Genomic DNA, 12,572 nt, shown 5'->3' with positions numbered 1-12,572 from the left:
CCCGGAGGGGTTCAGCTCTTCTCGAAGCGGAAACCCACACCGCGCACGGTGGCGATGTAGCGCGGATTCGCCGCGTCGTCCCCGAGCTTCTTGCGCAGCCAGGAGATGTGCATGTCGAGGGTCTTGGTGGAGGACCACCACGTGGTGTCCCACACCTCCCGCATCAGCTGGTCGCGGGTGACGACCCGGCCCGCGTCCCGCACCAGGACCCGCAGCAGGTCGAACTCCTTGGCGGTGAGCTGGAGCTCCTCGTCGCCCATCCACGCCCGGTGCGACTCGACGTCGATACGCACCCCGTGGGTGGCGGGCGACTGCTGGGGCTCGGTGGAGCCGCGCCGCAGCAGGGCCCGGACCCGGGCGAGCAGCTCGGCCAGGCGGAACGGCTTGGTGACGTAGTCGTCGGCACCCGCGTCCAGACCGACGACCGTGTCCACCTCGTCGGCGCGCGCGGTCAGGATCAGCAGCGGAACCGTGTGCCCCTCGGCGCGCAGCCGGCGGGCGACCTCGAGGCCGTCCATGCCGGGCAGCCCGAGATCGAGCACCACCAGATCGACGCCGCCCTGCATTCCGGCGTCGAGTGCACTGGGTCCGTCCTCACGCACCTCGACTTCGTAGCCCTCCCGGCGCAGGGCGCGGGCCAGTGGCTCCGAGATGGACGCGTCGTCCTCGGCGAGCAGTACACGGGTCATGCCAGTGATGGTAGACCCGCCGCGGTAAGCCCAGGGGCGTGATCGCCGGGCTCGTCTCTTACCCGCGTCACACCCGCCTCTCACCTTCCACACCCCTGGTACGGACCTGCGGGTATGGGGTGCGATCCTGAGGAAGACCTTCGAATGAGTGATCCGGTTGCTCCATCACCTGTGATCCGTGTCTCAAGTCCTTCCATATCCGGCACTGTCGTGCCGTATGGTGAATCAACGCCTGTTGCACCATGGGGACCTTTGGCGCAGTTGACGCCGAGGGTCTCTTTTGTGTGCGGGCCGGTGTTCCGCCGGCCCCGGAAGGAATGACCTGTGGCCGGGCCTCACCCGCGCATGGACGCGCGGCGAAGGCGTGGATCCCGGTGGTCGCCGTCCGCCGCTCCGCGATCCGGGGCGGCCTCCCCCGGGCGTGGGGTGGACGGTACGGCCCGCCGGTGCCGGCCGCCCCCCCCACCGGGCGCGTGCACGCTCGCGCGACGCGTCCCGACAGCAAGGAACGACCATGGCGTCCAGCCTGACGAAGGACTCGGTCACCCCGGGCACCCCCGGCTCCGAGAAGACCTTCTTCGGCCACCCCCGCGGACTGGCCACACTCTTCATGACCGAGATGTGGGAGCGATTCTCCTACTACGGCATGAGGGCCCTGCTCCCGCTGTACCTCGTCGCACCGGGCGGACTCGGTTTGAGCGCGGGCACCGCCACCGCGATCTACTCCGTCTACCTCTCGCTGGTGTACCTGCTCACGATGCCGGGCGGCTGGTTCGGCGACCGTGTGTGGGGTCCCCGCAAGACCGTGGCCGTCGCGGGCGGCATCATCATGCTGGGCCACCTGACGCTGGCCCTGCCGTCCTCCGGCACCTTCTACGCGGGGCTGGGCCTGGTCGCCATCGGCTCCGGCCTGCTGAAGGCCAACATCTCCACGATGGTCGGCCAGCTCTACCGGGGCCCGGACGACCCGCGCCGCGACGGCGGCTTCACCGTCTTCTACATGGGCATCAACCTGGGTGCCTTCGCCGCGCCGCTGGTCATCGGCACCATCGGTGAGAGCGTCAACTGGCACCTGGGCTTCGCGCTCGCCGCGGTCGGCATGGGCCTCGGTGTGACGCAGTTCCTGCTCGGCAGCCGCCACCTGGACCCGCAGTCCAGCGTCGTCCCCAAGCCGCTCTCCGACCGGGAGAAGTCCGCGACGCTGCGCAAGGCCGCGCTGTGGGCGGGCATCGCCGCCGTCGCGTACGCCGTCGTCGGCGTCACCGGCAACTACACCCTGAACTGGATCCTGGTCCCGCTGACGCTGCTCGGTGTGATCGTCCCGGTGATGGTGATCGCCCGCATCAAGCGCGACAAGGACCTCGACCGCGCCGAGCAGTCGAAGATGTCCGCGTACATCTGGTTCTTCGTGGCCGCCGCGATCTTCTGGATGATCTACGACCAGGGCGGCTCGACCCTGTCGATCTTCGCCGACTCCTCGGCCGACAACAGCGTGCTGGGCTGGGAGTTCCCTGTCTCCTGGTACCAGTCGGTCAACCCGGTCCTGATCATGGCGCTGGCCCCGGTCTTCGCCTGGATCTGGCTGGCGCTGAACCGGCGCGGCAAGGAGCCGAGCACGATCGTGAAGTTCGCGTCCGGTCTGACGCTGGTCGGCGTGTCCTTCTTCCTCTTCCTGGCCCCGCTGTCGATCGCCGAGGGCGGTCACAAGGCGGCGGCGCTGTGGCTGGTGGCGATCTACTTCACGCAGACCGTCGGTGAGCTGCTGCTCTCCCCGGTCGGGCTGTCGGTCACGACGAAGATGGCGCCCGCGAAGTACGCCTCGCAGATGATGGGCGTCTGGTTCCTGGCCGTCACCGCGGGTGACGCCACGACGGGGCTGCTGTCCATCGCCGGGGTCGATCTGAACCGGACGGGCATTGTCGCGATGGAGGCGACGCTCGCCGTGGCGGCGGGCTTCGCGGTGTGGATGTACCGCAGCAAGGTCAAGGCCCTGATGGGCGACGTCCGTTGACCGGTCCCTCGCCGGGAGGGTGACCCGGGGACGTTCATTCGCCCCCGCCGCCCCTTCCCGTCCCGACCCGGGGCTCCGCCCCGGACCCCGCTCCTCAAACGCCGGAGGGGCTGAATTTCAGCCCGTCCGGCGTTTGAGGACGAGGCCCGAAGGGCCGAAAAGGGGGGTCTGGAGGCGCAGCCCCCAGGTTCGGGACGGGAAGGGGCGGCGGGGGCGAGAAAAACCTTGGGCGGGCCGCGTTACGACGGGGTGCCCAGTTCCGCCCAGACCGTTTTGCCGGCGACGTCCGGGGCCCGGACCACGCCCCAGTCCAGACACAGCCGCTGCACGATGAACATGCCGTGCCCCCCGGGCCGCCCCGCCCGGTGCGGAGTACGCGGCGACGGCTGCCCCGACCCCCGGTCGGTGACCTCCAGCCGGATCACCTTCTTGTCGCACGTGATGGCCAGCCGATCCGGCCCCTCCGCATGCAGACACGCATTGGTGACCAGCTCCGAGACGACGAGCAGCACGTCCTCCGCCGCGGCCCGCTGATCCGCGGTCGCGGCCGGCAGCCAGCCCCAGTCGTACAACGCCTGACGGGTGAAGTCACGGGCGAGCGGCACGACGCCGCTCTGGCCGTCGAAGCTCAGCCGGCGGACCCGGCCGCCGCCACCCCGGGCATCGGACGGCGCGACCGGCGCGGCCACGCCGTCGTCGCGCGCGCCGCCGGCCGGCACCGCGTCCGCGGGCGTCCCGGAAGCGCCGCCGGGCTCGGGGCCGCGGTCGCCCGGCGAATAGGGCCGGGTGGTGCTCATCAGCGCTTCACCTCACCGTGTCACCAGTTCACGATTCAAAAGTTTCCGTACTCGGTCGTTCACGCGTGCACGGCGCATCCGGTTCCCGGCACCCTCGCGACCACCACGTCCGGCACGTTCAGGAGGTCTCCTGCCCGAGCGCGGCGAGGGGACACCCCCGTATTCGCACGAAAAGACGCCCCGGGGGGAGCCCCCCGGCGACGGGTGCGGCGGGATCGCCCCGCCCGGCGGCCCCCCGGCGGTCACGCCGAATCGTCGGCCAGGGCCGCCTCGAGCGTGTCGTGCACGGTGAACACCGCGTCCGCGCCCGTGATTTCAAACACGCGCGCGACGACCGGCTGCATACCCGCGAGGTGCACCCCGCCTCCGGCCGCATCGGCCTTCAGCCGCGCACCGAGCAGCACGTTCAACCCCGTGGAGTCGCAGAACTCCAGCCGGGAGCAGTCGATGACAAGCCGCTTGAATCCCTTGGCGAGGCAGTCCTCCAGTGGCTCACGCAACAGATCGGCGGTGTGGTGGTCCAACTCACCCGCCGGAGTCACGACGGCAGTGGGGCCCTGTTCTCGCACCTCGACCAGAAGCCGGCCCGACTGTGCGCTGCCGACTGTCCCGCGGTCCATGCCGTCTCTCTCCCGAGGTCGTGGCTGCTTGCTGACGCCTTGTGCTGACGCCTTCGAACATTACGCCTTCCAGCCACGCATCGACACTCTAACAATCACGCACAAACAGACATATGCACACAGAACGCACTTGCGGTGAACTTGCGAGAGCCGGTAGGGCTAGTGAGGACACGTACCCGACACGGCCGGCTTTGGAGGCGCCGCACACCGCAGTGCACGTAATCGGCTTCGGCAGCCATATGCCGAGAACGATGGAGGACATCATGTCACCCCGGCTCGACGCATCGCCTACCCCTGAAGCGACGTCGACACTCCCTCCGGAACATCTGGATCCCATCGAGCAGGACGACCTGGGTGTCGTCCCGGAAGACCTACTCGCCGGACTGCCGGAGATCCCCCGGTACGACGAGGTGGGCCCGGTCGACGCGAGGGCGCTCTCAAAGACCCTTTTCGAGCGCCTCGAGTCGCTGGAGGAAGGCACCCACGAATTCTCTTATGTCCGCAACACCCTCGTAGAACTGAACCTCGCCCTGGTCAAGTTCGCCGCCTCCCGCTTCCGCTCGCGCAGCGAGCCGATGGAGGACATCATCCAGGTCGGCACCATCGGCCTGATCAAGGCGATCGACCGTTTCGAGCTGTCGCGCGGTGTGGAGTTCCCCACGTTCGCGATGCCGACCATCATCGGCGAGATCAAGCGTTTCTTCCGTGACACCTCCTGGTCCGTGCGCGTACCGCGCCGGTTGCAGGAGCTCCGGCTCGACCTGGCCAAGGCCGGTGACGAACTGGCTCAGCAGCTCGACCGCGCGCCGACAGTGGCCGAGCTCGCCGACCGCCTGGGCATCACCAAGGACGAGGTCATCGAGGGCATGGCGGCGTCGAACGCCTACACCGCCTCCTCGCTGGACGCCCAGCCGGAGGAGGACGACGCGGAGGGCGCGCTGGCGGACCGCATCGGCTACGAGGACCACGGGCTCGAGGGCATCGAGTACGTCGAGTCGCTGAAGCCGCTGATCGCCGAGCTGCCGCCGCGGGACCGGAAGATCCTGTCCCTGCGCTTCGTCGCGGGCATGACCCAGTCGGAGATCGGCGAGGAACTCGGCATCTCCCAGATGCACGTCTCCCGTCTGCTGTCGCGGACCCTGGTGAAACTGCGCAAGGGACTCACCGTCGAGGAGTGACGGGACGGCCCCCGCCGGACGGCGGGCCGCTTCCCCACCCGCTCCCGCGGAGCGACGTGACCGCGCCCCGCGCCCTGCGGGCGCCGGATGCCCATCCCGGGCACCGGGCGCCCGCCGGGCGCGGGGCGCGCCGCGTTTGCGGGCGGGCCCGCCGGCGTCGCCCGCCGTCTCACACCCAGCGCCGCTCGATCCTGCGCCCCTTCTGCCAGACCGTGCGGACCAGCGGCACGCCGGGGCGGTAGGCCAGCTGCACGTGGGAGGGGGCGTCGAGCAGCAGCAGGTCCGCGTACGCGCCCGGGGCGACGCGGCCGATGTCGTCGCGGCGCAGGGCCCTGGCACCGCCCGCCGTGGCCGACCAGACGGCCTCGTCGGGTGTCATCCCCATGTCGCGCACCGCCAGCGCGATGCAGAAGGGGACGGAGGACGTGAAGGACGAGCCGGGGTTGCAGTCGGTGGACAGCGCGACCGTGACGCCCGCGTCCAGCAGCCGGCGGGCGTCCGGCCACGCGGCGCGGGTGGAGAACTCGGCGCCGGGGAGCAGCGTGGCGACCGTGCGGCTGTGGGCGAGCGCGTCCACGTCGGCGTCGGTGAGGTGGGTGCAGTGGTCGGCGCTGGCCGCGTCGAGCTCGACGGCGAGCTGGACGCCGGGGCCGTACGAGAGCTGGTTGGCGTGGACACGCGGGTGCAGGCCCTTCGCCCGGCCCGCGGTGAGGATGGCGCGGGCCTGGTCGCCGTCGAAGGCGCCCTTCTCGCAGAAGACGTCGATCCAGCGGGCGTGCGGCGCGCAGGCGTCCAGCATCTCGCCGGTGACGAGGGCGACGTATCCGGCCGGGTCGTCGGCGTACTCGGGGGCCACGATGTGGGCGCCGAGGAAGGTGACCTCGTCGGTGTGGCGGGCCGCCAGCCTGAGGGCGCGGGACTCGTCCTCGGTGGTCAGGCCGTAGCCGGACTTGGTCTCGAAGGTGGTGGTGCCCTGGCGCAGCGCCTCGGTGAGGAGGCGGGTCAGATTGGCCTCCAGCTGCGCGTCGGTGGCGGCGCGGGTGGCGGCGACGGTCGTGCGGATGCCGCCCGCGCTGTAGGGGCGGCCGGACATGCGGGCGTTGAACTCCTCGGTGCGGTCGCCCGCGAAGACGAGGTGGGAGTGGGAGTCGACGAAGCCGGGCAGGACCGCACCGCCCTCGGCGTCGACCCGGTTGTCAGTGGCGGGTGCTTTGCTTGACGCACCGGTCCACACGATGCGGTCGCCCTCGATGACGACGGCCGCGTCGCGGACCGGACCGAGGGGAGAGGCATCACCGAGGGAGGGGTCGTTGGTGACCAGCGTGGCGATGTTGCTGATGACGGTGCTGCTCATGGTGTCCTCATGGGGGGTCGTCAGGCGCGCAGGGCTTCGACTGCCTCTGCGAGCGCTCCGGGGACATCGGGGACGAGCGTGTGCTCCCCGTCGCGCACGACGTGCCGTCCCGATACGACGGTGTGCCGGACGTCCGCCGCGGTCGCGGCGAATACGGCCGTCTCGGCGCCGAGCCTGGGCAGTGGCCCCGCGGTTCTGACCGAGTCGAGGGCGAGGGTGACGAGGTCGGCGCGCGCTCCGGCCTCGATGGTGCCGATGCCGTCCCAGCCGAGGGCGGCGTGTCCGTCGGCGGAGGCGGCCCGCAGCAGGGCGGCGGCCGTCCAGTGGCCCCGGGTGCGGGTGCGCAGCCGTTCGTTCAGCTCCATCGCGCGTGCCTCTTCGAACAGGTCGATCACGGCGTGGCTGTCGGAGCCGAGGCTGAGCGGGGAGCCCTCGTTCTGCAGGGCGGCGGCGGGGCCGATGCCGTCGGCGAGGTCGCGTTCGGTGGTGGGGCACATGCAGGTGCCGGTGCCGCTGCCGCCGATGAGGGAGACGTCCTCGGCGGTGAGATGGGTGTTGTGGATCCCGGTGGTGCGCGGTCCGAGGACGCCGTGCAGGGCCAGGAGCTGGGTGGGGGTGCACCCGTGCGCCTCGCGGCAGGCGTCGTTCTCGGCGGTCTGCTCGGACAGATGCACATGGAGCGGGGCCCGCCGCTCCTCGGCCCAGCGGGCCACGGTGGCCAGCTGCCGTGCCGGTACGGCCCGGACGGAGTGGACCGCCGCCCCGATCCGTGCGTGATCCCGTTCCTTGAGAAGTGAACAGCGTTCGGCCCAGGTGTCCGCGTCGCCGTCGGAGAAGCGGAGCTGGTGGGCGGTGGGCGGCCGGCCGAAGCCGGAGGAGAGATAGGCGGTGTCGAGGAGGGTGATGCGGATTCCGGCTTCGGCGGCGGCCGCGACGAGCGCCTCCCCCATGGCGTTGGGGTCGGCGTAGGGGGTGCCGCCGGGGGCGTGGTGGACGTAGTGGAACTCGCCGACGGTGGTGACGCCGGCCAGCGCCATCTCGGCGTACACGGCCCGTGCGAGGGCGTGGTAGGTGTCCGGGGTGAGCCGTTCGGCCGTGGCGTACATGATCTCGCGCCAGGTCCAGAAGGTGCCGGAGCCCACCTGGACGGTGGAGCGCAGGGCGCGGTGGAAGGCGTGGCTGTGGGCGTTGGCCAGGCCCGGCAGGGTCAGTCCGCGCAGGATCTCGGCCCCGGGCGGCGGGGCGGGGGTGTCCGGGTGGACGGCGGTGATGCGGCCGTCCTGGACGGTGAGGGCCACGCCCGGCTCGACGTGGGTGCCGAGCCAGGCGTGCTCCAGCCAGTACGTCCGCTGGGTGGCAGTCACGTGCGGGCCAGTCCTTCCAGTACGTCGGCGAGGGCGAGTACCCCGGCCACGCAGTCGTCCTCGGTGGCGAACTCGGCCGGCGAGTGGGAGACGCCGGTGGGGTTGCGCACGAACAGCATGGCGGTCGGGATGCGTCCGGCGAGGATCCCGGCGTCGTGTCCGGCGCCGGTGCCGAGGACGGGCACCTTGAGGTCGTTGTCGCTGCCCAGGATGCGGGCGAGTGTGTCGCGCAGGGCGTGGTCGAACTCGACGACGGGGGTGAAGGACTCGCGTTCGACGTCCACGTCGACGCCGTGGGCGGCGGCGTGGGCGCGGGCGGCCTTCCGCACGCCGCCGACGACGGCGTCCAGGCGTTCCTGGTCGGCGGCGCGCGAGTCGAGCCAGCCGCGCACCAGGGAGGGGATGGCGTTGACGCCGTTCGGCTCGACGGCGATCTTGCCGAAGGTGGCGACCGCGCCGGCGCGTTCGGCCTCGCGGCGGGCGGCGAGGACGGTCTCGGCGTACACCGGCATGGGATCGCGCCGGTCGGGGAGCCGGGTGGTGCCGGCGTGGTTGGCCTCTCCCCGGAAGTCGAACCTCCACCGCCCGTGCGGCCAGATCGCGGACGCGATGCCGACGGGGTCGCCGGACAGGTCCAGGGCGCGGCCCTGTTCCACGTGGAGTTCGACGAAGGCTCCGATGCGGTCGAGCCGTCCGGGGTCGGGGCCGAGGGTGCCGGGGTCGTGGCCGGCCCGCTCCATGGCCTGCGGGAGGGTGATGCCGTCCGCGTCGGTGAGCCGGTGCGCCTGCTCGACGGTCAGCGCGCCGGCGGTGAGCCGGGAGCCGACACAGGCGAGCCCGAACCTCGCGCCCTCCTCGTCACCGAAGTTGACGATGCCGAGGGGTTTGGCGAGCCGGACGTCCCTGCGGCGCAGTTCGTCGAGTGCGGCGAAGGCGGACACGACGCCGAGGGGCCCGTCGAAGGCTCCGCCGTCGGGCACGGAGTCCAGATGCGAACCGGTGACCACGGCGTCGCCCCGGGCGGGATCGCCGAGCCAGGCCCACTGATTGCCGTTCCGGTCGACTTCGTACTCCAGCCCCCGGCCGCGCGCCTGCGCCGCGAACCACGCCCGGCACTCGCCGTCGGCCTCACCCCAGGCGAACCGCCGGTACCCACCGGAAGCGCGGTGCCGCCCGATGGGCCGCAACTGCTCCCACATCTCATGGAAGGAGCTCCCACCAGGCGGTGCACCGTCGCCCCGCCCGGGCCCGGGCCGCGACGACGCCCCGGCCCCCACCCCCCGGATGCCGTCGCTCACGCCGGATCACCCTCACGCATCGGCACCCGCACACCCCGCTCGTCCGCCACCGACTCCGCGATGTCGTACCCGGCGTCCACGTGCCGGATCACCCCCATGCCGGGGTCGTTCGTCAGCACGCGCCGGATCTTCTCGCCCGCCGTCGCCGTCCCGTCGGCCACCGTCACCTGTCCGGCGTGGATCGACCGCCCCATGCCGACGCCGCCACCGTGGTGGATGGACACCCACGACGCCCCCGACGCCACGTTCACCATGGCGTTCAGCAGCGGCCAGTCGGCGATCGCGTCGGAGCCGTCCAGCATCGCCTCGGTCTCCCGGTAGGGGGAGGCGACCGAACCGCAGTCGAGGTGGTCCCGCCCGATGACGACCGGCGCGGCCAGCTCCCCGCTCGCGACCATGTCGTTGAACCGCTCACCGGCCTTGTCGCGCTCGCCGTACCCGAGCCAGCAGATGCGCGCGGGCAGCCCCTGGAAGTGGACCCGTTCCCCGGCCATCCTGATCCAGCGGGCGAGGGACTCGTTCTCCGGGAAGAGGTCCAGGATCGCCCGGTCGGTCCTGGCGATGTCGGCGGGGTCGCCGGACAGCGCGGCCCAGCGGAACGGGCCCTTGCCCTCGCAGAACAGCGGCCTGATGTACGCCGGCACGAACCCGGGGAAGGCGAACGCCCGCTCGTACCCGGCCAGTTGTGCCTCGCCGCGGATGGAGTTGCCGTAGTCGAACACCTCGGCGCCGGCGTCCTGGAAGCCGACCATCGCCTCGACGTGCCGGGCCATGGACGCGCGGGCGCGGGCGGTGAAACCGGCCGGGTCCTTCGCGGCGGCGTCGGCCATGTCCTCGAAGGCGATGCCGAGGGGCAGGTACGCCAGCGGGTCGTGCGCGGAGGTCTGGTCGGTGACGATGTCGATGGGCGCGCTCATGGAGAGCAGTTGCGGGACCACCTCGGCCGCGTTGCCGAGGACGCCGATGGAGAGGGGCGTGCGCCGGTCCCGGGCCTCGACGGCCAGCTGGAGGGCGTGGTCGAGGGAGTCGGCCTTGACGTCGAGGTAGCGGTGTTCGATGCGCCGGTCGATGGCGCGGGGGTCGCAGTCGACGCAGAGGGCGACACCGTCGTTCATGGTGACCGCGAGCGGCTGGGCGCCGCCCATGCCGCCGAGGCCGGCGGTGAGGGTGATGGTCCCGGCGAGGGTGCCGCCGAACCTCTTCGCGGCGACGGCGGCGAAGGTCTCGTAGGTGCCCTGGAGGATGCCCTGGGTGCCGATGTAGATCCAGGAGCCGGCGGTCATCTGCCCGTACATGGTCAGGCCGAGGGCCTCCAGGCGGCGGAACTCCTCCCAGTTGGCCCAGTCGCCGACGAGGTTGGAGTTGGCGAGCAGGACGCGCGGGGCCCACTCGTGGGTCTGCATGACGCCGACCGGGCGGCCGGACTGGACGAGCATCGTCTCGTCCTGCTTGAGGGTCTTCAGCGTGCGGACCATCGCGTCGAAGGAACGCCAGTCGCGGGCGGCCTTCCCCGTGCCGCCGTAGACGACGAGCTTGTCGGGGTGCTCGGCGACCTCGGGGTCGAGGTTGTTCTGCAGCATCCGCAGGGCGGCCTCCTGCTGCCAGCCCAGGGCGCTCGGTTCGGTGCCGCGCGGCGCTCGGACGGGGCGGGGTCCGGGTCCGGCCATGGTGTGCCTCCTGATGCTGCGGATCACTGCGGACGATCACTGCGGACGACTACTGCGGATATTCACATCCTCAGCTTCTGAATAGAGCTAGTCAAGACGGGGGGTGTGTCGGCACCGCCGGGCGAGGGATGTTTGGCTGGATGCATGTGCGCTGACACGGACAACCCCGGACGGACGGGGGACACGGTGGCTTACGGCAACGGTCCAACGGACGAGGTGGACCCGCGGGGCGCCGGACGGGCGGCCCGGCGGGACGAGGCGGTGCGGGCCGCCGTGGAGCAGGGACTGCTCGACGGCGGCACCCCCCTGGTGGCCCTGCTGGACGTCACCGGCATACGCGAGTCGGCGGCCGGGCTGCGGGCGGCGTTCGACGCGGTGACGGCACCCGGCACACCGGTGCTGCACGCCTTCGCGGTGAAGGCGAGCCCGCTGGTGCCGGTGCTGCGGCTGCTGCGCGAGGAGGGCATCGGCGCGGAGGTGGCGAGCCCGGGTGAGCTGGCGCTGGCCCGGGCCGCGGGGGTGGCACCGGAGCGGACGGTCCTCGACTCGCCCGCGAAGACCCTCGCCGAGCTGCGGGAGGCGATGGCGCTGGGCATCGCCGTGAACGCGGACAATCCGCAGGAGCTGGAGCGCATCGAAGCCCTGATGGCCGCCTCCGGCTCCCGCTCCCCCATCGGGATACGGGTCAACCCGCAGGTCGGCGGCGGCTCCATCGAGGCGCTCTCGACGGCGACGGCGACCTCGAAGTTCGGGGTGGCGCTGCGCGACGAAGGGGCGCGGGAGTGGGTGGTGCGGGCGTATCTGGACCGGCCGTGGCTGACCCGGCTGCACGCGCACTCCGGTTCCCAGGGCATCGCGCTGTCGATGATGGCGCGGGGGATCGCGGAGACGTACGACCTGGCGGAGGAGATCAACCGGCGGGCTGGACGGCAGCAGATCGACACCATCGACATCGGCGGCGGACTGCCGGTGAACTTCGCGTCCGAGGAGACGAGCCCGACGTACGGGGAGTACGCGCGGCTGCTGCGTGAGACGGTCCCAAGGCTGTTCGACGGGCGGTACGGCCTGGTGACCGAGTTCGGACGGTCACTGCTGGCCAAGCACGGCACGGTAGTGGCCCGCGTGGAGTACGCCAAGAGCGCGGGCGGGCGTCCGGTGGCGGTGACGCACGCGGGCGTCCAGGTGGCGACGCGCACGGTGTACGCACCGCAGTCGTGGCCGCTGAGGATCGCCGCCTACGACGCGAAGGGGCGGCCCAAGGAGGGACCGGCGGTCGTGCAGGATGTGGCGGGACCGGCCTGCTTCGCGGGCGACCTGCTCGCCCAGGGACAGCAGCTGCCGCTGCTGGAGCAGGGTGACTACGCGGCGGCGCTGGACACGGGCGCGTACTACTTCGCCCACCACTACGCGTACAACTCGCTCCCCCGCCCCGCCGTCCACGGCTTCGCCCCGGACGGAAAGGGAGGCGTCGCCTTCGCGACGGTCCGCCGGGCCCAGACCGTCGAGGAGATCGTCACCGAGTCCGGAGCCGCCCACACCGACGCCCTGACCACACCGACCCCCTGAGCGACAACCCCCAGGGGCGCGGGGAACT

Annotated in this window: 10 protein-coding genes; 3 read left to right on the top strand and 7 right to left on the bottom strand. The window is 71.7% G+C overall.

Features of this window, described 5'->3' with window-relative positions; all coding sequences use genetic code 11:
- Nucleotides 1–11 precede the first annotated feature (11 nt).
- On the bottom strand, nucleotides 12–689 hold the full coding sequence (locus AC5L3C_RS22595; protein WP_493650562.1) for a response regulator transcription factor: 678 nt from the start codon (nucleotides 687–689) through the stop codon (nucleotides 12–14).
- 514 nt (nucleotides 690–1,203) lie between these two features.
- On the opposite strand from AC5L3C_RS22595, the gene AC5L3C_RS22590 reads away from it, so the two are divergent.
- Complete coding sequence (locus AC5L3C_RS22590) at nucleotides 1,204–2,700, top strand: oligopeptide:H+ symporter (protein WP_493650561.1); 1,497 nt, start codon at nucleotides 1,204–1,206, stop codon at nucleotides 2,698–2,700.
- Between the two features lie 239 nt (nucleotides 2,701–2,939).
- Here the strand turns inward: AC5L3C_RS22590 and AC5L3C_RS22585 are convergent, their stop codons facing one another.
- Nucleotides 2,940–3,497, bottom strand: coding sequence for an ATP-binding protein (locus tag AC5L3C_RS22585; protein ID WP_125506045.1), 558 nt, complete (start codon nucleotides 3,495–3,497; stop codon nucleotides 2,940–2,942).
- Between the two features lie 242 nt (nucleotides 3,498–3,739).
- Entirely contained in the window at nucleotides 3,740–4,117 is a 378-nt protein-coding gene (locus AC5L3C_RS22580; RefSeq protein ID WP_493650560.1) for an STAS domain-containing protein, read from the bottom strand.
- Between the two features lie 263 nt (nucleotides 4,118–4,380).
- On the opposite strand from AC5L3C_RS22580, the gene AC5L3C_RS22575 reads away from it, so the two are divergent.
- Nucleotides 4,381–5,295, top strand: coding sequence for an RNA polymerase sigma factor SigF (locus AC5L3C_RS22575; RefSeq protein ID WP_125506043.1), 915 nt, complete (start codon nucleotides 4,381–4,383; stop codon nucleotides 5,293–5,295).
- A 169-nt stretch (nucleotides 5,296–5,464) separates the two neighbouring features.
- On the opposite strand, the gene hutI is transcribed toward AC5L3C_RS22575, so the two are convergent.
- From hutI to hutU, 4 genes are all read right to left on the bottom strand, one after another.
- Nucleotides 5,465–6,649, bottom strand: coding sequence for an imidazolonepropionase (hutI, locus tag AC5L3C_RS22570; protein ID WP_493650559.1), 1,185 nt, complete (start codon nucleotides 6,647–6,649; stop codon nucleotides 5,465–5,467).
- A gap of 20 nt (nucleotides 6,650–6,669) precedes the next feature.
- Nucleotides 6,670–8,013 carry a formimidoylglutamate deiminase gene (locus tag AC5L3C_RS22565; protein ID WP_493650558.1) on the bottom strand — a complete coding sequence of 448 codons (1,344 nt, stop codon included), beginning with the start codon at nucleotides 8,011–8,013 and terminating at the stop codon, nucleotides 6,670–6,672.
- Nucleotides 8,010–9,212 (bottom strand): allantoate amidohydrolase, encoded by a 1,203-nt coding sequence (locus tag AC5L3C_RS22560; protein ID WP_493653979.1) that lies wholly within the window; start codon nucleotides 9,210–9,212, stop codon nucleotides 8,010–8,012. The genes AC5L3C_RS22565 and AC5L3C_RS22560 overlap by 4 nt, the downstream gene beginning before the upstream one ends.
- Nucleotides 9,213–9,307: 95 nt before the next feature.
- Nucleotides 9,308–10,978 (bottom strand): urocanate hydratase, encoded by a 1,671-nt coding sequence (gene hutU / locus AC5L3C_RS22555; protein WP_493650557.1) that lies wholly within the window; start codon nucleotides 10,976–10,978, stop codon nucleotides 9,308–9,310.
- 144 nt (nucleotides 10,979–11,122) lie between these two features.
- Here hutU and AC5L3C_RS22550 point away from each other — a divergent pair, with 144 nt between their 5' ends.
- On the top strand, nucleotides 11,123–12,544 hold the full coding sequence (locus AC5L3C_RS22550) for a type III PLP-dependent enzyme domain-containing protein (RefSeq protein WP_493650556.1): 1,422 nt from the start codon (nucleotides 11,123–11,125) through the stop codon (nucleotides 12,542–12,544).
- The last annotated feature ends 28 nt before the right edge of the window (nucleotides 12,545–12,572 follow it).

Source organism: Streptomyces speibonae (genome assembly GCF_984686075.1).
This window is presented reverse-complemented; position numbering and strand designations above follow the sequence as displayed.

Coding starts and splice junctions, on each gene's coding strand:
- AC5L3C_RS22595 (WP_493650562.1), bottom strand. CDS start 689: ATGACCCGTGTACTGCTCGCCGAGGACGACGCGTCCATCTCGGAGCCA.
- AC5L3C_RS22590 (WP_493650561.1), top strand. CDS start 1,204: ATGGCGTCCAGCCTGACGAAGGACTCGGTCACCCCGGGCACCCCCGGC.
- AC5L3C_RS22585 (WP_125506045.1), bottom strand. CDS start 3,497: ATGAGCACCACCCGGCCCTATTCGCCGGGCGACCGCGGCCCCGAGCCC.
- AC5L3C_RS22580 (WP_493650560.1), bottom strand. CDS start 4,117: ATGGACCGCGGGACAGTCGGCAGCGCACAGTCGGGCCGGCTTCTGGTC.
- AC5L3C_RS22575 (WP_125506043.1), top strand. CDS start 4,381: ATGTCACCCCGGCTCGACGCATCGCCTACCCCTGAAGCGACGTCGACA.
- hutI (WP_493650559.1), bottom strand. CDS start 6,649: ATGAGCAGCACCGTCATCAGCAACATCGCCACGCTGGTCACCAACGAC.
- AC5L3C_RS22560 (WP_493653979.1), bottom strand. CDS start 9,212: ATGTGGGAGCAGTTGCGGCCCATCGGGCGGCACCGCGCTTCCGGTGGG.
- hutU (WP_493650557.1), bottom strand. CDS start 10,978: ATGGCCGGACCCGGACCCCGCCCCGTCCGAGCGCCGCGCGGCACCGAA.
- AC5L3C_RS22550 (WP_493650556.1), top strand. CDS start 11,123: ATGTGCGCTGACACGGACAACCCCGGACGGACGGGGGACACGGTGGCT.